Origin of the sequence: Vibrio splendidus 12E03, from assembly GCF_000272105.2 — a bacterium.
GTDB classification, from domain to species: domain Bacteria; phylum Pseudomonadota; class Gammaproteobacteria; order Enterobacterales; family Vibrionaceae; genus Vibrio; species Vibrio splendidus_I.
Map to the genome: position 1 here is coordinate 18393 of NZ_AJZD02000320.1, position 21950 is coordinate 40342.

At 45.6% G+C, this 21950-nt stretch carries 18 protein-coding genes; 9 read left to right on the top strand and 9 right to left on the bottom strand.

Annotated features, from left to right (window positions below; genetic code table 11):
• Positions 1 to 66: 66 nt before the first annotated feature.
• The 7 genes from tpx to rarD all read right to left on the bottom strand — a co-directional run bounded on the left by tpx (position 67) and on the right by rarD (position 9462).
• Entirely contained in the window at positions 67 to 564 is a 498-nt protein-coding gene (tpx, locus tag A142_RS20510; RefSeq protein ID WP_017069608.1) for a thiol peroxidase, read from the bottom strand.
• A 785-nt stretch (positions 565 to 1349) separates the two neighbouring features.
• The gene (gene ggt / locus A142_RS20515) at positions 1350 to 3107 is read right to left on the bottom strand and encodes a gamma-glutamyltransferase (protein WP_019820052.1); all 1758 of its coding nucleotides are present in this window, start codon (positions 3105 to 3107) and stop codon (positions 1350 to 1352) included.
• A gap of 91 nt (positions 3108 to 3198) precedes the next feature.
• A complete protein-coding gene (locus A142_RS20520; protein WP_019820054.1) occupies positions 3199 to 3861 on the bottom strand; it encodes a LysE family translocator in 663 nt (220 codons plus the stop codon).
• 89 nt (positions 3862 to 3950) lie between these two features.
• Positions 3951 to 4745, bottom strand: coding sequence for a helix-turn-helix transcriptional regulator (locus A142_RS20525; protein ID WP_019820055.1), 795 nt, complete (start codon positions 4743 to 4745; stop codon positions 3951 to 3953).
• Between the two features lie 175 nt (positions 4746 to 4920).
• A complete protein-coding gene (locus A142_RS20530) occupies positions 4921 to 6684 on the bottom strand; it encodes a DUF1501 domain-containing protein (protein ID WP_019820057.1) in 1764 nt (587 codons plus the stop codon).
• A gap of 3 nt (positions 6685 to 6687) precedes the next feature.
• Entirely contained in the window at positions 6688 to 8190 is a 1503-nt protein-coding gene (locus A142_RS20535) for a DUF1800 family protein (RefSeq protein WP_019820059.1), read from the bottom strand.
• Positions 8191 to 8556: 366 nt separating this feature from the next.
• Positions 8557 to 9462, bottom strand: a complete 906-nt coding sequence (rarD, locus tag A142_RS20540) for an EamA family transporter RarD (protein WP_019820061.1) — start codon at positions 9460 to 9462, stop codon at positions 8557 to 8559.
• 179 nt (positions 9463 to 9641) lie between these two features.
• On the opposite strand from rarD, the gene recQ reads away from it, so the two are divergent.
• The 3 genes from recQ (at position 9642) to A142_RS20555 (ending at position 12758) form a co-directional block, all read left to right on the top strand.
• Positions 9642 to 11480: an ATP-dependent DNA helicase RecQ gene (gene recQ / locus A142_RS20545; protein WP_019820063.1), complete on the top strand. Its 1839-nt coding sequence runs from the start codon at positions 9642 to 9644 to the stop codon at positions 11478 to 11480.
• Positions 11481 to 11529: 49 nt separating this feature from the next.
• Complete coding sequence (locus tag A142_RS20550) at positions 11530 to 11841, top strand: DUF3630 family protein (RefSeq protein WP_017061332.1); 312 nt, start codon at positions 11530 to 11532, stop codon at positions 11839 to 11841.
• A 245-nt stretch (positions 11842 to 12086) separates the two neighbouring features.
• The gene (locus tag A142_RS20555; protein ID WP_029405272.1) at positions 12087 to 12758 is read left to right on the top strand and encodes a 7-cyano-7-deazaguanine/7-aminomethyl-7-deazaguanine transporter; all 672 of its coding nucleotides are present in this window, start codon (positions 12087 to 12089) and stop codon (positions 12756 to 12758) included.
• 96 nt (positions 12759 to 12854) lie between these two features.
• On the opposite strand, the gene gppA is transcribed toward A142_RS20555, so the two are convergent.
• Together gppA and rhlB are read right to left on the bottom strand one after the other, a co-directional pair.
• Positions 12855 to 14348: a guanosine-5'-triphosphate,3'-diphosphate diphosphatase gene (gppA, locus tag A142_RS20560; RefSeq protein ID WP_019820066.1), complete on the bottom strand. Its 1494-nt coding sequence runs from the start codon at positions 14346 to 14348 to the stop codon at positions 12855 to 12857.
• A gap of 6 nt (positions 14349 to 14354) precedes the next feature.
• The gene (rhlB, locus tag A142_RS20565; protein ID WP_019820068.1) at positions 14355 to 15665 is read right to left on the bottom strand and encodes an ATP-dependent RNA helicase RhlB; all 1311 of its coding nucleotides are present in this window, start codon (positions 15663 to 15665) and stop codon (positions 14355 to 14357) included.
• A gap of 111 nt (positions 15666 to 15776) precedes the next feature.
• Between rhlB and trxA the strand changes: the two genes are divergently transcribed.
• The 6 genes from trxA (at position 15777) to fre (ending at position 21616) form a co-directional block, all read left to right on the top strand.
• Complete coding sequence (gene trxA / locus A142_RS20570; protein ID WP_010440700.1) at positions 15777 to 16103, top strand: thioredoxin TrxA; 327 nt, start codon at positions 15777 to 15779, stop codon at positions 16101 to 16103.
• 200 nt (positions 16104 to 16303) lie between these two features.
• The gene (gene rho / locus A142_RS20575) at positions 16304 to 17563 is read left to right on the top strand and encodes a transcription termination factor Rho (RefSeq protein ID WP_009848197.1); all 1260 of its coding nucleotides are present in this window, start codon (positions 16304 to 16306) and stop codon (positions 17561 to 17563) included.
• Between the two features lie 111 nt (positions 17564 to 17674).
• The gene (locus A142_RS20580; protein ID WP_029405273.1) at positions 17675 to 18670 is read left to right on the top strand and encodes a hypothetical protein; all 996 of its coding nucleotides are present in this window, start codon (positions 17675 to 17677) and stop codon (positions 18668 to 18670) included.
• A gap of 98 nt (positions 18671 to 18768) precedes the next feature.
• Entirely contained in the window at positions 18769 to 20616 is a 1848-nt protein-coding gene (ubiD, locus tag A142_RS20585) for a 4-hydroxy-3-polyprenylbenzoate decarboxylase (protein ID WP_019820077.1), read from the top strand.
• A complete protein-coding gene (locus tag A142_RS20590) occupies positions 20613 to 20882 on the top strand; it encodes a 2Fe-2S iron-sulfur cluster-binding protein (protein WP_008224727.1) in 270 nt (89 codons plus the stop codon). Before ubiD ends, A142_RS20590 begins: the two co-directional genes overlap by 4 nt.
• Before the next feature lie 20 nt (positions 20883 to 20902).
• Positions 20903 to 21616: an NAD(P)H-flavin reductase gene (gene fre / locus A142_RS20595; protein WP_019820079.1), complete on the top strand. Its 714-nt coding sequence runs from the start codon at positions 20903 to 20905 to the stop codon at positions 21614 to 21616.
• Positions 21617 to 21950 lie beyond the last annotated feature (334 nt).

The window sequence follows — 21950 nt, forward strand, 5'->3', positions numbered from 1 at the left end:
ATGGCTGCTCTTTTTTATTGTGTACCGCCTTAAGCGATCACAATACATGACTGACTAGAGGGGATCTTACAGTGCTGCAAGTGCCGCTTCGTAGTTTGGTTCTTCAGTGATCTCTGCAACCAACTCGCTGTGTGTTACCACACCTTTTTCATCCACAACGACAACTGCACGCGTTGTTAGGCTTGCTAGTGGGCCTTCAGCAATCGCTACGCCGTAGTCTGATGCGAATGTAGGAGAGCGGAAAGTCGAAGCGTGTTGAACGCCTTCAATGCCTTCTAGTTCGCAGAAGCGACCCGCAGCAAATGGTAGGTCAGCAGAAATACAAACAACCACCGTGTTCTCAAGTTCTGCCGCTTTTGCGTTGAACGTACGTACGCTCGTTGCACAAGTTGCAGTGTCGATGCTTGGGAAGATGTTTAGAACCACTTTCTTGCCTGCAAGAGAAGCAAGAGTCAGTGCAGAAAGATCGCCTGCAGTAAGTGCAAAGCTTGGTGCCTGTTCGCCAGTTTGTGGGAATGTGCCAGTTAGCGGTACAGCAGCGCCTTTGAAGGTAACGTGTGACATGAATTTGTCCTTAATTTAATTATGGTTATGAAACTAGTTGAGCCTAGTAAGACTTACGTTACTCGGAAGTGGTTAAGAAGTGAATGGTTTAAATGTCAGAATTGTAATCAAAGGTCTTTGATTTATTTGTTTTAGATGAAGAAAAGGTGAGACGACAGATAAAGAAAAACCCCGAGAGCTTGCGCTCATCGGGGTCTATAGTCTTACTCGCAGCAATCCGGCTACTAAGTATGCTCCATGCATCAAATCCATGATAGTGTGCTGTTATCCTTCAGCGTATTCCTTTCGTCGCCTTCCTAGCGGTGTCCTTGATCTTATCCTGATCTGCCAACAATCCTCGTTAGCGCGCGTCACTTGTTCCTTGAGCGGTGTCCTTTACATCATCCTGATGTTCAGTCCTTTCCTCGTCCAGAGGTGTCCATTGTCTTTCCTTAGTAGCAACCATCCTAGTTACTATTGCGTCCATTCAATGTCCATTTCGCTATCCATGCCGATTATTCATCCTGAGTAATCGAATCTTCATCCTGAAGATAACCAAGTCCTTGGCGTTTCCTGTTCCGTGTCAGCATCCTTCCGACACCATTCATATTACCGATTCCTTATTTATCAGCAATGGTGCATAAGCGAATTTCTATATAATTATTTGAATGATAAATATACGTATTGTTTAATTTCAATTGGTTACGGTTTCTAGGTGACTAATTTCGTCATCAAATATCGATATTTACTCACTGCCTTGTGAGAGATCTCGCACAAGGCCGCGAGTAAAAAGGGAGGATTATTCCCTATTGGCCAATAGCTGCACCTTCACGACGAGGGTCTGCTGCACCTTCTAGACCATCTTTTGTGATGCGAATGGCGTGTAAACCCGAGTTAAGATCGCGAACGTTGACCTCAAATCCCATCTTCTCTAGCTCAGGCTTGAAGTTTTCCGCCGATGTTCCTTTTTCCAAATCTAAGGTGCCGAAACGGTTTAGGAAGTGTGGTTGGTTGATCGCTTGCTGGATATCCATGTCCCACAGGGTATGGGCAATGATCGCTTGCGACACATAACCTATGATACGGCTGCCACCCGGAGAACCAATTGCCATGTAAGGCTTATCGTCTTGCATGATGATGGTCGGTGCCATCGAAGAGCGTGGACGTTTGCCTGGTTCAAGTCGGTTGGCAATAGGCTTACCATCGTTGTGCGTTTTGAATGAGAAGTCCGTTAGCTCGTTGTTGAGTAGGAAGCCTCTCACCATCAAGCGTGAGCCAAAGGCATTCTCAATGGTGGTGGTCATCGAAACGACATTGCCATCGCTATCAACAATATTGAAGTGGCTGGTGGACGGCAATTCAATCGAAACGTCTTGGCTTCGCAGCATTGCGTGATCCCATGGTGGGGTGCCTGATGGCGCACTGTCTAATGCCTTACCTGCGGTAATTAACTGAGCACGTTCCTGCAAATAGTCAGTATTCACTAACCCTTGGGTTGGCATTGGCACGTAATCTTGGTCTGCCATGTACATACCACGGTCAGCAAAGGCTAGGCGGGAAGCGTCTGCTAACACTTGCCAAGATTTTGCGTCGTTTGGCCCCCATGATTTAAGATCAAACTGCTCGGTCATCGCGAGAATTTGTCCAACCGTCAATGCACCTGAACTTGGTGGCCCCATTCCACAGACTTGATAGCTCTCGTAAGCAGAACAAACTGGCTCACGTTGTTTAATTGAATACGCGTCGAAATCTTTTTGCGCCAATACGCCAGGATTACCTTTGGCAGTCTGCACAGTATTAATGATGTCGGCAGAAATTTCGCTTTGATAGAAAGCTTTAGCGCCATCCTTTGAGATAGCGTTTAGCGTGGCCGCGTATTCTGGGTTCTTAAGTTGAGTACCTGCGGTTTTCGGGCTGCCATCGGCATTAAAGAAGTAGGCTTTGGTGGTGGCAAAGCGGCTTAGGCGTTCTTGGTCGTTTTCGATCAAGGTGGCTAAACGTGGGCTGATGGTAAAACCTTTTTCAGCCAGTTGAGCAATGGGCTTGATCAGTGATGCCCACTCTAACTTGCCGTATTTCTGGTGAGTATCCCACAGTAATTGCACGGTGCCTGGTGTCGCAACGGAGCGACCGCCAACCACTGCATCATAAAACTTAAGCGGTTGGCCGTTTTCGTCTTGGAACAGACGTGGTGTGGCATCAAGCGGTGCAGTTTCACGACCATCGTAGGTTTTGAGTTGCTTGTCCTTGCCATCAAAATAAACAAGGAACGCGCCACCACCAATACCTGATGACTGAGGTTCCACTAAGCCAAGCATAAGCTGCACAGCAACCATGGCGTCTATCGCGTTACCACCACGAGCAAGTACATCAGCACCGGCTTGTGTGGCAAGAGGGTTGGCCGCGGTGACCATCCAATCGTTGGCTTTAACGAGCTGTTTGGTTTCTAAACCACTACTTTGTTCGGGTGCGACGGAATCGGCAGCTTGATTTGCCCAACTGACGTGAGAGGCAAAAAGTAGGGTAGAAGTGGCGAGGGTTGTTAGTTTTGTTTTCCACTGCATGATCTTCTCCTTTTAATATGCAGAGCTAGATTGGCAGTGGAAAGATAAGATAGCCAGTGCGTTGTTAACGAATTGTAATCTTGATTCGAATTTAAGCGACTAAACCAGACAGCGACTGCCAAAGAATACTCAGACCAATCAGGCTGAATAGCACGCCACACAAGCCATCAATGTAGACCGTTGCTTCACTAAGTTTCTTTTGTAGAGTTTTAGTCGAAAGCATCCACGCCAATAGCGAGAACCAGAATAGCGAAAGGCCAAATAGGATGATCAAAGCAAGGCCTTTGCCGGAAAGCGACATGTCTGCAGGAACCAAGCTCGACATCAAACTGATGAAAAACACTAAGGCTTTTGGATTCAGGATGTTAGTCGCAAACCCTTTAGAGAATGCCTGACGCTTATTGGTGAGAATCAGATCCTTTGAATCGACAGGATTGGTCTCATCTTCGTGATGAGTAATGATCTGCCAAGTTGCTTTTAGTGCACCAACACCGAGATACAGTAAGTAACTACCGCCTGCTAACTGTATGGTGGCGAAAAGAGTTGGGTGCTGATGAACCAGATAACTGATGCCCGTTAAACTCAGAAGCGAATGCAGCAAGATCCCGCAAGATAATCCCAGAGCAATGTATAAGCCAGTTTGTCGTCCGTGGCGTGTTGCGTTTTGTACTACAAGGGCAAAGTCAGGGCCTGGGCTCATCAAGGCAATAAAGTGGATAGAGGCGAGGGTGACTAATATGGTGACTTCATTCATATCTGTTCCAATAACTGGGTTGTTCTGTTGAGAGTTGTTGAGCGCAGCTTACCGTGATTTCGAATCTCTCAATTGTAAATTATCAACACTTAGTTAATTTTCGACGGGGAAACACCAAATGCGGTCTTAAATGCCTTTGAGAAATGGGCTTGATCGTAAAATCCAACTTGATGAGCGACCTCGGTTCCGCCCACACCAGACTTAATCAGTCGCATGCCTTGTTCCATACGTAAACGGCTGAGCCAAGCATAAGGGGTAATCCCCATTTTGTTCTTAAAGTGGCGTTGAAACTGTATGGTGGTGAGGTCGCACAGTTCAGATAGCTGCTCTAGGCGTACCGGTTGGTCGAGGTTTGCCATCAAATAGTCTTTTAGCGTGTTAACCGACTGAGTACCAAGTTGCACCTGAGTTTTCGATCCAAACTGCGCGTAACGATCAACTATTGTCGAGAATCCTTCGAACGGTAGGCAATCTTGAGCGAGTTGGCTGATGTTTGGATTGATAAGTAGCCCATGAAGGTTACACAATTGTAAAAAAGTCGCTTGATCGGAGAGGATCAACTCAGAAAAGCTTAAAGCGTGACCATTTTTACCGTGATCGGCAAGATCGCCAAACCATTGCGGTGAGACAGAAAATACACTTACTTGGTAACCCGATTCGAGCTTTGAATGACCATCATGCAGCTCATCGGGTGGCATCATCACCACTTGTCCGGCGCCTGCGTGGTAACTCGTCCCTTTATAGACAAACTTTTGCTGCCCTTGGGTGATTAGGCCGATGTGAAAGTCCAAATGATAGTGGCGCTGAAAGGCAAACTCTTGGTATTGAGCTTGGATCAGGCTGATATCTTGGCTAGGTGTCGAGTAGTAGTGGACTTTATCCATGGCATAAAAAAGCTTGGTTAAATTATCATCAATTCAACCAAGCTTATCTTCGTATGCATCGATTGTCTTGTAAAAAACGATCAGTTCTAGTGGTTTCTGACTGAGTTCTTATAGGGTCGATCCTTTAAAGGGAAAGAGAATAAAAGCTTTGTCTGATTATTGAAGTGTCGTGATACTAATAACCGACCACTTTGAGTTCTTGGAAGTTATTCCATAGAACTAAGCTTGAAACATCGCCATTATTACCGTTACAAGTGAGGCGAATAAACTTAACCGATGCTCTATTCACGGCTTGTTCCACCAAACTGGTTGTGGTTCCAGGCGTCAAGACGTTGGTTACCAGATCGAAGTTGATGCCATCGCTACTCACTTCGAGATCAAATAGGTATTGTCGAACATCCCCTTTAGCTTGAGAGTAGAGGAGCTTAGTGACGTTCGTAGCGCTGCTAAGTTCAATTAGATATTGAATACCTTGCCCTTTCGCCGTCCACTTGGTTGTACTGTCTCCGTCTACGGCCATTTGCGGTGTATGGTCGGCGCGAGTTTCCGTAGCACTGACGCTAGCAATGGATAGTTCGGTTTCCTGCTCTTCCTGATGATAGTCTCCCAGAACGCCAAGATATCGACTAGCAAATGGGTTGCTGTTGGCTGGCGAAAGCGATGGGAAAATGACATCCACACCTTGTTCACTCAACCCCATCCAACGGCATAAGGTCGCAGCAAGCTGTTCTGAGGATTGACCCGGGATAAATTTATTGCCCCAAGCATCTTGACCGTCTTTGATAAATTCGGGGTATCGCCCATAGCTGTTACCTCCATTGACGGCATTACCGACCACTAACTGATTACTTCCCCAACCATGGTCAGTGCCTGATTTACTGTTGTTTTCTATGGTTCGTCCAAAATCTGACATGGTCGATGTCACAACACTGTCTTCCAAGCCAAGTTCAGCAAGAGAGGCATGGAAAGCGCTAACGGCTTGGTCAATGGTTGAAAGCAAACCATCGTGACGTCCTCTCTGACTGCTGTGGTTATCAAACCCACCAATATTGACGAAAAACACCTGACGGCTATGACCGAGATCCGATGATGCTTGTATCATGCGTCTGACCATTCTGAGCTGTGATCCTAGTGAGCTACTTGGAATGGAACTGTCTTCAGGGTATGAATCGAGCACGAGTTGGATCTCCTGCTGAAAATCTAATATGCCTTTCAGCCGTTTTGTGTACTCTTGTTTGAACGGTGAACCGTAAGGTGCATTAACAAATTTGATGAAGTTATTGTTTATTGCACTTGAATGCCCAAGAGCATCCATAGCTCTCACACCACCAGAAGACATTGAGATATCTTTGGAATTTGCGCCAGTTAATAGTTCATTTCCAGCAAATGAAATGGAGTCGGAAATGATTGCTGTTTCACTGCGAAGCACATCCATCATCATCCCGGCCCAACCATAGCTATGGTAACCATTTTCGCCCCAACTTGACTGCCAAGCAGCTTGTTGCTTGTTGTGAGCGCCAAGGTTAGACGGCTTTCGCACATCGTAGAGATTAGACTTATTGGTGGGCTCAACCAATGGTCCCACGTTTACTACGGTGGCTGCTTGTCCCAAATTCATCATATTAGCTAAATTAGACATACGAGAATTGATACCAAGTGCTTGACCCGATTCAGTACTTGGAATCGCTAAGGTTTCAGAGTCAGCAAGTTGAATATTTGGCCTTGCGGCTCGGTAGTTATTTTTGTTGTTAGCGTCGGTAGGTACGATCATATTGAACGAGTCATTTCCTCCATGTAAGAAAAGGCAGACCAACGCTTTGTATCCACCTTGCTCATTCGCAAAGGCACTGCTGACTGGGATGGATAAAGAGAGTGGTACCATCCCTGAGACGGCTGTACCTGATGCACCTTTGAGAAAGCTTCTGCGTGTAATTGACATAATCTACTCCTGAACCATGAAATCGGGTGAAATGAACGCCATGAACAGCATCTTGGGTACTGCGTAATATTTATTGCCGTGTCCGTTATAGATAGCGGTTAGAAGATCGGTGACTTCTTGGGATGTTTGACCATTTAAAATTCTCAGGTTGATTGCTTGTAGTAGCTCGTCTTTGCTTTCTGCTCTCGCCATACCTTCTAAGTCAGTTGGGGCAATATACAGCTCTTTACTGTTACTGCTATTGCCTCGATTTTGACCGAAATCTAGTAAGGTTCGATAGAAGATGTTGTTCATGTCGATCAGTTGATTCCAGTCAATAATCTCTAGCTCGGGTGCGGTTAGGCCTGCATCTGCAAGCGCGCCTTGTGGGCTGTGACTCGGCTGATAAAAATTAAATACCAAATTAGACCCAAGTGGGTACTGATTAAAGCTTTCTTTATAGTTCATTGGGTCATAAACAATATCTCCGCTGCCACCTACGTACGCTTCCATTGCTCTATAGAGATAAGTCATCGCTAGGATAGGCTCTCTGACTTTGGTGACATTGATATCACTGGTTTTGAGTAACTCTGAATCGGTTAAAATTGCTTTGATCACTGAGCCTAAATTTCCACCTGAATTAATAAATTCAGCGGATACGCGAGAAACGTACGCTTGAGTTGGGTTGGAGGTCGTTAACTGTTTAATCAGCATTATTGAAATAAAAGGCGCGACATTGGCATGGGTGGTTATTTGGGCAATAAATTGGTCAAGATCTTCTTCAGCAGTTTGACCGGGAGGGTAATACTGACCAAGTACCCATTTTTCATCCATGTCATGCAGTGAGTTGTCTGCTGTCATGGGCTCAAGCGTGTTGTTATTGGTGATATCCCAACCGGTAAAGACTCTTGCAGCTCCTTCAACATCGACATCATCATACGTCTCGATAACGCTACCATCCGGGTAAGTGGCTTGAGTTCCATCTTGGTTTAACTCATAAAGCCCAATGGTAAAAAGTTGCATGACTTCTCTGGCGTAGTTCTGATCGGGTGCTTGTCCGGTCACGCTTTCCGGTTTATTACCATTCATGGTGAGATACTGTCCCATAGCAGGAGAGAGAGTGATGCGCTTAAGTAGCGTAGCAAATGATTCAAAGGCATTGTCGGCAAGCAAGTCATAGTAGTTTGCTAACGCTTCTGGATCGGTGGCGAGATTGGCGTCTTTTTCACTGACTACAAATATTTGGCTTAGTGCAAAGGCCACGCGTTGACGAAGCTGCGCCTCGTCCCATAATGCAATATCAAACCATGCGCCGACACGGCAATCTTGATTTGGGTTACTGAGATTTCTACGATTTGCTTGGTGATAAGTACGATCAAGGTGGCGCATATGTGGTGTGCCGATTTGTTGATCTATCCAATAAGAACGATTGTCTTGTTCTTTGAACGCATTTAGCTCGGATTGACGAACCCCCATGGTTGCCAAGTCTAAGAATCGAGAAGCCTGTTGGTGAGTTAAGTTATCCATATGATTTCCTCTAGCCAAATAGTGGTCCCCAGAAAATGAATAGCTGGTTTCCATTTATATTTCTGGTGTATTAAGAATTAGTTGCTGAAAGGAGATGAATCTAGTTAGAAGTTGAGGGCTTCCCGAGAGTGTGAACCTGTGTGAAAACTCCGATGAAATGCTCGGTGTTGCATATTGAAATGTTGAAGTGGAATGTCATCTAAATATATGAATTTATTGGATAGATCAGTTCTATGAATGTCACTTAGAATTACTTTGAGTCATCTGTGGTGAATGGGCTGTAGCAGGGTTTATAGCTAAAGGGGGGAGAGCTTGGCGTGATCACCAAGCTCTGAGTTGATGTTTAGGTTGATTATACGCTTGAGGTTAGAGCTGCCTTTTGCTCTTTTTATTCGCTCGATACGCATCAAAGGTAAAGACAAGCAGCGCACCCCAGATAAAGGCGAAGGTGACTACTTTATCTTGGGTGAATGCTTCTCCATAAATCAGCACGGCCAGCAGTAGCATCAAGCTTGGGCCGATGTACTGGAAGAAACCGAGTGTTGATAGCTTCAAGCGAGTTGCAGCGCCAGTGAAACATAGTAATGGAACCGTTGTAATCACACCGGCAGCAACCAATAACAGGTTGAGTTGCATCGGGTTCATCGATAGGTTTGAGGTCGGGCTATCGGCAATAAACAGTAAGTAGGTTGCGGCAAGAGGGAGCATCACCAGAGTTTCAATGAACAATCCTGTTTGCGCTTCTAAGCTGACTTTCTTACGTAGTAAACCATAAAAACCAAAGCTGAAGGCTAGGGCAATGGCGACGATCGGCACTGAGCCAAATGCAATCAGTTGGACTAATACACCAATGGCAGCCAGAGCAACCGCAAACCATTGTAGTTTACGCAAGCGTTCGCCTAGGAAGAGCATACCGAGCAACACGTTAATCAGCGGGTTGATGTAATACCCTAAACTGGCATCAAGCATGTGATTGGAGTTGACCGCCCAGATAAAGATCAGCCAGTTGGCACCCACTAAAGTAGAGGTCGCCACCAAATAGAGCATTTTTGGTTTTGATGTCAAGGTGTCGCGAACTTTACGCCAGCTGCGGCCAATGTGTAGTAAAAAAGCGAGTAGGAAAAAAGACCATACTACACGGTGGCTAAGGATCTCTAACGGGGAAACGTCACTTAAAGATTTGAAATATATAGGGGCGATACCCCACATGGTGTAAGCACCGACAGCAAGCAAAATACCTTGGCGCGTACGTTGTTGTTCTTCTGGAGTCATGCATCTTTCTCTAGCACAGAGTGCTTATTAATAAGATTTATAAGAGAGTTGGTCAGTATAGGAGCGATAACCCTTTTCACCTAACAATTTGCGGTTTAATTCACCAGCGTTCCCCTCTACAATGTGCGACTTGCTTGCCGAAGATGCTTGCTGATTTCATACCTCGATTAGGAACCACAATGACCGCCACTCTGATTGCTGAGCAAATACCAACTCCCGCGAATGATGCGCAAACCATCTTACAAGATGTGTTTGGCTATCAAAGCTTTCGCGATGGTCAGCAAGAGGTCATTGACCTGGCCGTTGAAGGCAAAGACAGCTTGGTGATAATGCCAACCGGTGGTGGTAAATCTCTGTGTTACCAAATCCCCGCTTTGGTTCGTGAAGGTCTGACTCTGGTTATCTCACCGCTGATCTCGCTGATGAAAGACCAAGTCGACCAACTGAAGGCCAATGGTGTTGCAGCTGAGTGTATTAACTCTTCCATGCCCCGTGACCAGTTGCTGAATGTGTTCAATCGTATGAATTCAGGCCAATTGAAGATGGTTTACGTGTCACCAGAGCGTGTGTTGATGCGCGACTTTATCGAGCGTCTGCAAGGTTTACCGCTTTCGATGATTGCGGTAGACGAGGCGCACTGTATCTCTCAATGGGGACATGACTTCCGCCCGGAATACGCATCATTAGGTCAACTTAAGCAATATTTCCCGCATGTGCCTTATATGGCGCTGACGGCAACCGCTGATGATGCAACACGTAAAGACATTATTTCGCGTCTGCAGCTGGTGGATCCACATACCTACTTGGGCAGCTTCGACCGTCCTAACATTCGCTACAACCTCGTCGAGAAGCATAAGCCCGTGTCACAGGTGGTTCGCTACTTAGAAACACAGAAAGGCAATTGCGGCATTATCTATTGTGGTAGCCGTAAGAAAGTGGAGATGGTGACTGAGAAGCTGTGCAACAACGGTATTCGCGCCGCGGGTTACCACGCTGGTATGGACACCGATGAGCGTGCTTACGTTCAAGAAGCCTTCCAACGTGATGATATTCAGATCGTTGTCGCGACTGTAGCTTTCGGTATGGGTATCAACAAACCCAATGTGCGCTTTGTGGTGCACTTTGATATCCCGCGCAACATCGAATCTTACTATCAAGAGACAGGCCGTGCGGGTCGTGATGGTTTGCCAGCAGAAGCTATGATGTTGTTTGACCCTGCTGATATGGGTTGGCTGCGTCGTATGCTGGATGAGAAAGAAGAAGGCCCGCAAAAACAAGTTGAGATGCACAAGCTGAATGCGATGAGTGCTTTTGCCGAAGCGCAAACGTGTCGTCGTCAGGTTCTGCTTAACTACTTTGGTGAGTATCGTGAGAAGCAATGTGGCAACTGCGATATCTGTTTGGATCCGCCAAAACACTTTGATGCGACCCAAGAGGCGCAGAAGGCGTTGTCTTGTGTGTACCGTGTGAATCAGTCGTTTGGTATGGGCTATGTGGTTGAAGTGATGCGCGGTATGCAGAACATTCGTGTCCGCGATAATGGTCATGACAAGCTTTCTACCTATGGTATTGGCCGCGACCACAGCCATGATTACTGGATCAGTATCTTCCGTCAGTTAATCCATAAAGGTTTGTTGTTCCAGAACATCACCCGTAATTCGACTTTACAGTTAACAGAAGAAGCGCGTCCGCTGCTGCGCGGTGAGATGTCTTTGGAATTGGCGGTGCCTCGTTTGGATACGGCGGTGCGTAATGCGAAGTCCGATAAGCTTAGCAGCAAGAACTACGATAAGAAGCTGTTTGCCAAACTGCGTAAGCTGCGTAAGTCGATTGCTGATGAAGATGGCTTGCCACCATACGTGGTATTCAGTGATGCGACGCTGATTGATATGGCCGAAATCCTACCCACATCTTATGGCGAGATGCTGGCGGTAAATGGCGTTGGTCAGCGTAAACTTGATAAGTACGCAGACCCATTCTTAGATTTGATTCAAGAACACATCACCACACACGGCTAGTTTGCAAGAAACGTCTAACTAATAGAAAAAGAATAAGGTTGATAGGGACATGACAACACAAACAGAATTTGGCTTAAGAGAGTATCTGGCTGAGGAAGGGCGTTTATTGATTACGTCTCCAAGTTTTGATTTTGATTCTTACGAAGTGCTAGGTGAAAAGCTGGTGGCGTTGCTGTCAGCATCTGTTGTTGAAAAACAGTGGGACGCCGATATGCATTCTTGGTTGATTGATTTTGAAGATTGTCGAATGTTCTTAAAGTCTGAACATTACAGTGAATCAATTTGGTTTGAGTCGCTAAACGCTGAAGAAAGCCGAGAAGAGTTTGATTATCTCGCGACGCTTTTCAAGCGCGGCTTTTAACTTTTAGCATCGCTTCTAAAGCACAGCTTCTAGCGCTATTCACCAATAAAAGTGAGAATAAACGTTTGCGTCTGTTCTCACCGTTGCAGCCAATATTGATTAATGTATAATCGCCCGCCGCTCAGTAGAGCAATTTTTTGATACATTTTTTAATTCACATTATTGGTAAGAGCTTTCTTAGATTATTCGAAGAAATGACTCGATTTGGGTTCCCTCACCCCCAAACCAAACTAAAAAGGTACAGCATGAGTAACTTTACCCCTGCGCAACAGCGCAAAGCCCTAGCACTATTAGTTTTGTTCCATTTGGTGATTATTGCGTCAAGCAACTATCTGGTTCAGCTACCTTTTACCGTCTTCGGTATGCACACCACTTGGGGTGCTTTCACTTTTCCGTTTATCTTTCTAGCGACTGACCTGACCGTACGTATTTTTGGCGCGCAGCTTGCTCGTAAAATCATTTTCTTAGTGATGTTACCAGCGCTGGCCGTTTCTTATTTATTGTCTGTGGTGTTCTTTGAAGGTTCATTCCAAGGCTTTAGCCAACTAGGCGAGTTCAACTTGTTTGTTGCTCGTATCGCCGCGGCGAGCTTCATGGCTTATTTACTGGGTCAGATCTTAGATGTGCATGTTTTCAACCGTCTGCGTCAGCTTAAACAGTGGTGGGTTGCCCCAACATGCTCAACGCTATTCGGTAATGCCATTGATACAATCGCTTTCTTTGCGATTGCTTTCTACCAAAGCCCAGATCCATTCATGGCCGAGCATTGGACTGAGATTGCCTTAGTCGATTACGGATTCAAACTTATCATCAGCTTAGGTTTATTCGTGCCTATGTACGGCGTGCTTCTGAACTACATTGTTAGAAAGCTAACGGCTGTGAACCCTGACTTTAAAGCGACAGGCGTGAACGTTTAAGGATCAGATTAGAAACGCATTAATGCAAAGATAAGAAAAAGCCCAAGTTAGTCTACTAACTTGGGCTTTTTTAATTCCTAGCGTCAGGTACTAATATCAGAGGCATTCAATATTCAATGGCCAGCCAATATCGGTTTGTCTATTCGACTCGATCTCTAGCTCAGCAGCGGTCAGCGGGTTGTCTGCTAGCCATTGCTTAGAAAGCGTCAAGGTCAGATTGTTACCATCGGTTGCAAGCTTAAACTCAGGCTCTAGTGCTGGATTGCGACGGTGAGTCAACAAAATAGCTAAACGCAAAATACGTAAAATACGCTTGCTGCTGGTGCCTGAGATAGCGTGCTGCTCTGGTAATGAGGTTAACTGTTCACGGTAGCGACGAGTTAACTCACCCAAGTAGTGCTTTTGCGCTCGAGTAAAGCCTGGTAGGTCTAAGTTCTGCAGTAGGTATGCGCTGTGCTCACCGCCTTTTTTGAAATCGATGGTTAAACCAATCTCATGAAGCTTAGCTGCCGTTTGCAGTAGCACACCAGCTTGAGGTTCTGAAACCCACGCTTCGGCGCCTGCTTGCTCTAGCAGCGTTTGTGCGACTACAGCAACTTGTTCACCGTAGCTTACGTCCATTTGGTAGCGTGATTGAACACTCTTAATGGTACGTGCACGAATGTCTTCTTGGCGCAACTCATCAACCATCTCGTAGGCTAGGCCTTCACGGAGTGCACCGCCTGCGAGTGTCATTGAATCAATTTCAAGCAGCTCAAAAATAGCAATAAGAATTGAAAGTCCACTCGGGAACACCAATGCGCGTTCAAGAGTCAGTCCTTCAATTTCTAGCTCTTCCAAGCGCTCAGTAATCATCGCTTGTTTCTGTAGGCGCTTAAGTTTGGCATGAGTAATTACTTCATCCATGCCTTGCGCCAACATGATTTCTTGTAGTGCCTGAACGGTACCACTGGCGCCCACACACACATCCCATCCGATATCAGTGTAGCTATCGAGGATAGGAGCTAACGTCGACTTCGCCGCTTCAATGGCGTTGTTAAAGTTAGTTGCGGTTAATTGGCGATCTTTAAAGTGGCGCTCAAGCCAAGTAACACAGCCCATCTTTAGGCTGGTTAGTGCTTTCGCTGAGAAGCCTTCACCAATGATCATCTCGGTGCTTGCGCCACCAATATCAACAACCAGTCGGCGGCCGCTGCCACCAGAAGTGTGCGCTACGCCTTTATAGATAGTCGCAGCTTCTTCTTCACCAGAGATAACATTGATGTCGTAACCAAGGATCTGGTTCGCTTTCTTTAGAAAGATATCCACATTGATAGCGGTACGTAGGGTCGCTGTACCGACAATGCGGATATTTTCTTTCGGAATATCTTGCAGTCGCTCTGCAAAGAGACTCAAACAGTCCCAGCCGCGCTGCATGGCTTCAGTACTAAGCGCATTATTTTCATCTAAGCCTGCAGCTAAACGCACTTTGCGCTTAATTTTAGCCATGGTTTGTACGCTGCCATCGATATGACGCACAACGAGCATATGAAAACTGTTCGACCCGAGGTCGATTGCAGCGTAAAGCGGGGGTGACACTGTTTGACTCATAAGCGACTAAGCTTCCTTGTTATGACGCGGTTGGCGTGGGCGACGGTTTTGGTTTGGCTTACGGTTACCGTTGCGTGGGCCATTGTTGTTTGAACGGCGCTGTTGCGGGTTACGTGTGCGTAAGCGCAATGGTGCTGGTAGATCTTCTAGTAGTGCAGAAGAGTCGTAGTCAGACACAGGGATAGCGTGCTCAATGTACTCTTCGATTGGTGGCAAGTTGATTGCGTAATCTTCGCAAGCAAAGCTGATCGAGTGACCACTTGCACCAGCACGACCGGTACGGCCGATACGGTGAACGTAATCTTCACAGTCATCAGGTAGGTCGAAGTTGAATACGTGTGTTACTTGAGGAATGTGTAGGCCACGTGCTGCAACGTCGGTTGCGACAAGTAGGTCAACATCACCTTTAGTGAATTGCTCAAGAATCTTTTCACGTTTCTTCTGAGGAACATCGCCAGTTAGTAGGCCAACACGGTGACCATCTGCAGCTAGGTGACCCCAAACAGATTCACACTTGTGTTTAGTGTTAGCGAAGATGATAGCGCGCTCTGGCCACTCTTCTTCAACTAGCGTCTGTAGCAGTGCCATTTTGTGTTCGTTGGATGGGTAGAATAGCTCTTCCTGAATACGGTGACCTGTTTTACGCTCTGGCTCAACAACAACATGCTCTGGGTTGTGCATGTGTTCGAACGCTAGTTCTTGTACGCGGTAAGACAATGTCGCAGAGAACAGCATGTTCAGGCGATCTTTTGGCTCAGGCATACGGCGGAACAAGAAGCGGATGTCTTTGATGAAACCAAGATCGAACATGCGATCGGCTTCGTCAAGAACAACAGCTTGAATGTGGTTAAGGTTAAATACCTTTTGCTTGTAGAAATCGATGATGCGGCCAGTCGTACCAATTAAGATATCTGCGCCTTCTTCGATCTTACCTAGTTGCTTGTCGTAGCTTTCGCCACCGTAAGCAAGTGCTGCCTTGATACCTGTGCTTTCAACCAGAGAGTCAGCATCGTTGTAGATCTGAATCGCGAGTTCACGCGTTGGTGCCATAATAATCGCACGTGGCTGGTTAGGCTTACGCCCTTCATGCTCAGGTGTTTTTAGCAGGTGGTTAAAAGTAGCAGTAAGAAACGCAAGCGTTTTACCAGTACCCGTTTGGGCCTGGCCTGCAATGTCTTGGCCGGTGAGCAGTACCGGGAGCGCCAAGGCTTGGATAGGGGTACAATAATCGAACCCTTTTTTCTCCAATCCTTCAATGACTTGCGGAAGTAAATCCAAGTCGGCGAACTTTTGCTCTGTGATATGCGTCTTTTTCATTGCTATAGAATATCAGCTTAAGCTTGCAATACGAAAGTAAATACATTCCAATAGGGCATCTATTTACTGGTTATCATCCAACCAGTTCTAAAAAATACATTGGAGTGGAAGATGAGTGATAAGATTTTGCAGCTAACTGATGACGGTTTTGATAACGATGTAATCAACGCTGCAGGCCCTGTTCTTGTTGATTTTTGGGCAGAATGGTGTGGTCCATGTAAAATGATTGCGCCGATTCTTGACGAAATCGCAGACGAGTACGAAGGCAAGCTCACAATCGGTAAATTAAATATCGACCAAAATGCTGGTACTCCACCAAAATTTGGTATTCGCGGCATTCCAACGCTACTTCTTTTCAAAGATGGCGGCGTAGCAGCGACTAAAGTTGGTGCATTATCTAAAACTCAACTTAAAGAGTTCTTAGACGCTAACCTTTAATAAGGTCAGCATTTGAAAAGAAACCGTGCAGTTAACAAATGCGCGGTTTTGTTTTTTCTAAGCTATGGACTAGTCTTAGTTTTAGTGCTAATTTATCGCACGTTAATTGAACGAATTTCTCTTCTTGGTCGATCCTGTGACCAAATCCTTCTTAACTTAAGAAAACAGATCCTATTTTGACTAAACAAACTTCCACCACTATGAATCTTACTGAACTGAAGAACAGACCAGTGTCTGAGCTTGTTAAACTTAGCGAAAGCTTAGGTCTTGAAAATCAAGCTCGCCTAAGAAAACAAGACATTATCTTCTCCATCCTTAAAGCGCATGCAAAAAGTGGTGAAGACATCTTTGGTGATGGTGTTCTAGAAATTCTTCAAGACGGTTTTGGTTTCCTACGTAGCGCCGACAGTTCATACCTGGCTGGCCCAGATGATATCTACGTATCTCCAAGCCAAATTCGTCGTTTTAACCTTCGCACAGGTGACTCGATTGGCGGTAAAATCCGTCCACCTAAAGATGGCGAACGTTACTTTGCACTGCTTAAAGTAAATACGGTTAACTACGACAAGCCAGACAACGCTCGTAACAAAATCCTTTTTGAAAACCTGACTCCTCTTCATGCCAACGAACGTATGGTAATGGAAGCGGGTAACGGCGCGACTGAAGATATCACAGCTCGAATTCTTGACCTTGCTTCACCAATTGGTAAAGGTCAGCGTGGTCTGATTGTTGCTCCGCCTAAAGCAGGTAAGACAATGCTTCTGCAAAATATTGCACAAAGCATTGCACGCAACCATCCTGAGTGTGAACTAATGGTTCTACTTATTGATGAGCGTCCAGAAGAAGTAACAGAAATGCAGCGCCTAGTTAAAGGCGAAGTAATCGCATCGACTTTCGATGAACCAGCATCTCGCCACGTGCAAGTTGCAGAAATGGTAATCGAGAAGGCGAAGCGTCTTGTTGAACACAAAAAAGACGTGGTTATCCTACTGGACTCAATCACTCGTCTAGCTCGTGCTTACAACACTGTGATTCCTTCATCAGGTAAAGTTCTTACTGGTGGTGTTGATGCGAATGCTCTACATCGTCCAAAGCGTTTCTTCGGTGCGGCACGTAACGTAGAAGAAGGCGGTAGCTTAACTATCATCGCAACAGCACTGGTTGATACTGGTTCTAAGATGGATGAAGTTATCTACGAAGAATTCAAAGGTACAGGTAACATGGAACTGCACCTTAACCGTAAGATTGCTGAAAAGCGTGTATTCCCAGCGATTGACTTCAACCGCTCTGGTACTCGTCGTGAAGAGCTTCTTACGAAGAACGATGAACTACAGAAGATGTGGATCCTGCGTAAGATTGTTCACCCAATGGGCGAAATCGATGCAATGGAATTCCTTATCGACAAGCTAGCAATGACCAAAACGAACGATGAGTTCTTTGACGCAATGCGTCGTCAGTAATATTGATTAGCTGATCGTTATTTAATAAGCGCTGCCCTCGGGTGGCGCTTTTTATTTGCATTTTGTAGCGGCAGCTTGCAGAATGAGCAAAATTGTTACAAGGAAGTTAAAATGCAACATGGACTGTTGTCATCATTACTCTTGTCTACTTCACTGTTATTTTCACCGGTTGGTATGAGCTATGCCACCGAGATGTCTCCACTTACAGTAGAGTCTTGGCTTGAGAATGATCAAGTAAAACTGAAAACTGCTGAACTACTCGAGCTTGTCGCACGTGACGAAGTCAACTCACTACGCTTTGCGCTTGAGCGCCTGACATTTCCCCAGCAAGAGGTAGTTCGCTACCAACTCTTGAAGAAGCTTGAACAGCAAAAAATCGTACTCACACCCAAGATGTCTATCTTCATCGAGCAGCAACTCGCTATCACGCCCACTTATCAAGTATTAGAGCGTGGAGATGGTTACGAGTTTACGGTGCCTGCCTTTAATTATCCTTCAATTGCTAATCATCTCATCAAGCAGTGGCGTCAAGATCAGAAGACACTGGTGTTTGTGCTAGATGCAGAGAAGCAGGACCTTGACCTAAAAGAGTGGTTATCTGGAGCTGAACATCAAGTTCAAACGCGAGAAGCGCTGCTCATCAGAGAGCTAGATAGTTTGTCTCCTGAAGCGGTTGGTTATCTAACTAAGCAACTCACCGCATCTTCTATTGTTAGTTGGTTACCTTCCACTGAGGTGGTGGTTCGATTAGCGCAAGTGAGCGAAGACCCTGAGGTCTATAAGATTCTATGGCGAATGAAGGCTGATTATCATAGCCAAGCTGAGCTAGTGCGCCTTGCTGAAACCAAACAAACGTTCGCGCTGGAACAGGTAATGGCAGCGACTAAGAATCCACGCTTGAAAGATGAAGCGATTACTTTACTCACCAAGGTGAATCCGTTATCAGAAGAGGTAAAGCTGTTCCTTGTATCTAGGATGGCGATTGCCGATGAAGCGCCATTAGTCGCGCGTGAACTCGCCAAACAAGGTCATACGCGATGGTTGCAAGATCTCGTCAATGATAACCCTCAGGTGAAGAGCTCTTTGATCGAGCAAGCATTACCGTAAAGTGGATTTTGCCTCTCAATAACCACACTAAAAAGGGGGATCTCAGCGTCACCCTTTTTGATATACTGAGCGCAGAATAATCAGCATGTAGAAGTCCTATGAGTTTTAAAGATTTACGTGATTTTATCGACCATCTTGAAAGTATTGGTCAGTTGAAACGCATTTCTCATCCAGTCGATCCAGACTATGAAATGACCGAGATTAGCGACCGTACTCTACGTGCTGGTGGCCCGGCTCTTTTGTTTGAAAATCCAGTAGGCTATAACATGCCTGTTTTGACCAACCTATTTGGTACACCTAACCGTGTTGCTATTGGTATGGGTCGTCAGGAAGTCAAAGAACTGCGCGAAGTGGGTAAGTTGCTTGCTTACCTAAAAGAACCAGAGCCACCAAAAGGCTTTAAAGACGCTCTTGATAAACTGCCTGTGTTTAAGCAAGTCTTAAACATGCCAGCTAAACGCCTTCGCAAAGCGGCTTGCCAACAAGTGGTATGGCAAGGCGATGACGTCGACTTAGATAAAATCCCCGTGATGAGCTGTTGGGCTGACGATGTCGCGCCATTGCTAACGTGGGGTTTAACGGTTACTCGTGGTCCAAACAAGAAACGCCAAAACTTAGGTATCTATCGTCAACAGAAGATCGGCAAGAATAAAATCATCATGCGTTGGCTAGCTCACCGTGGTGGAGCGCTGGATCTGCGTGATTGGATGGAAACCAACCCTGGGAAACCATTCCCAGTATCGGTAGCGTTTGGTGCTGATCCTGCCACCATTCTTGGTGCGGTTACGCCAGTGCCGGATAGTTTATCTGAGTACGCGTTTGCAGGCTTACTACGTGGTAGTAAAACTGAGGTCGTTAAATCAATCAGCAACGATTTAGAAGTTCCTGCAAGTGCAGAAATCGTGATGGAAGGTTACATCGACCCGAATGAATTCGCAGATGAAGGGCCTTACGGAGATCATACTGGTTATTATAACGAGAAAGAAAAGCACCATGTGTTTACTATTACTCATGTAACCATGCGCGAGAACCCTATCTATCACAGCACCTATACTGGCCGTCCACCTGATGAGCCTGCGGTATTAGGTGTTGCGCTCAATGAAGTGTTTGTGCCTATTCTTCAAAAGCAGTTCCCAGAGATTGAAGATTTCTATCTACCGCCTGAAGGTTGTTCATACCGAATGGCAGTAGTGACCATGAAGAAGCAATACCCAGGTCATGCTAAGCGAGTGATGATGGGTGTATGGTCTTTCTTGCGCCAATTCATGTACACCAAATTTGTATTGGTGTGTGATGAAGATGTGAATGCACGCGATTGGTCTCAAGTAACCGCAGCGATGTGCGAACATATGGATCCGTCACGCGATAGCCTGATGATAGAGAACACGCCGATCGATTCATTGGATTTTGCCTCACCCGTGGTTGGGCTAGGTTCTAAGATGGGTCTAGATATCACGAAGAAGTGGGACGCAGAGTTAGCGCTATCGCCAGATGCCCAATCAGCACCTGTAAATAGTGAACACATAGAGGGTAGCTTGGCTGAGTTAACCAAGGTTCATCCTGAAATTATTGATATTCACCTGCAAAACGACAATGCCAGCATGGTTGTGGTGTCTATTGATAAGCAAGCAGCCGGTAATGGTAAGAAAATCATGGAAGCGGTTTGGTCTCAATTTGATGAGAACAAGTTTGTTATCGTGTGTGATGGCGATGTCAATGTGAGTGTGAGTGATTGGAATGACATCATTTGGGCTGTAACGACAAGAATGGATCCGGCGAGAGATACGTTATTCCTGCAGAACGAAACTGGACACTCAAAAATGGGTCTCGATGCGACCAATAAGTGGGAAGGTGAATGCCTGCGTGAGTGGGGTGTACCAATCACAAAAGATCCTGATGTTGTGATAAAGATTGATAGCATCTGGGAACAACTAGGAATTTCATGAGCTACCAAGTAGTCTTATACCCAGAAAACATCAGTTTCACAGTAGAAAAAGGGCAAACGGTCTTGGATGCTGCGCTCAACAGCGATATCTATTTCCCAAACCGTTGCCAAGTTGGTGCATGCGCAATGTGTATGTGCAAAAAATTAGAAGGGCAAGTGAGTTACCACCTTGAACCCATGCTCACAGAGAAAGAGCAGCAACAAGGCTGGATTTTTGCTTGCCAAGCATTTGCAGAAAGTAATTTAGTTCTAACCTTTGCCGATTAAGGGTTAGTAAGAGGAAGAACATGACTATTAAATGTAAAGTGAAGTCTATCGAGCCTTTGGCTTGTAATACTTACCAAATCCTACTTCACCCAGAAACACCAGTCGCTTTTAAAGCGGGCCAGTACCTGATGGTTGAAATGGGCGAGAAAGATAAGCGCCCATTCTCTATCGCAAGTAGCCCTTGCCGCCACGAAGGTGAGCTTGAGCTGCACATTGGTGCTGCCGAGCATAATGCTTACGCATTAGAAGTCGTTGAAGAGATGAAGAAGGCACAAGCTGAAGATGGCGATATTGCTATTGATGCGCCACACGGAGATGCTTGGATCAAAGAAGAAAGCGATCGCCCTCTATTACTTATTGCTGGTGGTACCGGTTTCAGCTACGTGCGCTCTATTCTTGATCACTGCATCGCGCAAAATAGCTCGAAAGAAATCTACCTATACTGGGGCGCAAAAGATGAGTGCCAGTTATATGCGAAAGAAGAGTTGGTTGGCATTGCAGAAAAGCATAGCAACGTGCACTTTGTACCAGTAGTAGAAGAAGCACCGGAAGTTTGGCACGGTCAAACTGGTAATGTGCTTGAGGCTATTACGCAAAGTTTCGAATCATTAGCTGATTTCGATATCTATATTGCAGGTCGTTTTGAAATGGCGGGCGCTGCAAGAGACCTATTTACTCAGAATAAAGAAGCAAAGCGTGACCATATGTACGCTGATGCTTACGCATTTATCTAACAATACCCTTAGGTTTTGAGCAAAAAGAGAGCAGAAATGCTCTCTTTTTTACGTTTAGGTGAACTATTAGGCAGTTAACCCCTATTTATTCATTTTTTATGAAAAAGTAGTTGCTAAGCTGAGAGGGTTCCCTATAATGCGACACCACTGAGACGGCAGACGCCACAAGGCTTCAGCAAGAATCAGTAAGACGGAAAGCGACAAAAAATTAATTTTCAAAAAGTGTTTGACACTGAATGTTAATTCGCTAGAATGGCCGTCCACTTCGAGAGGCTCCTTACTTAAAAGGAACGCTCAAGAAGTTAAGCTCTTTAACAATTTAAACCTATCAATC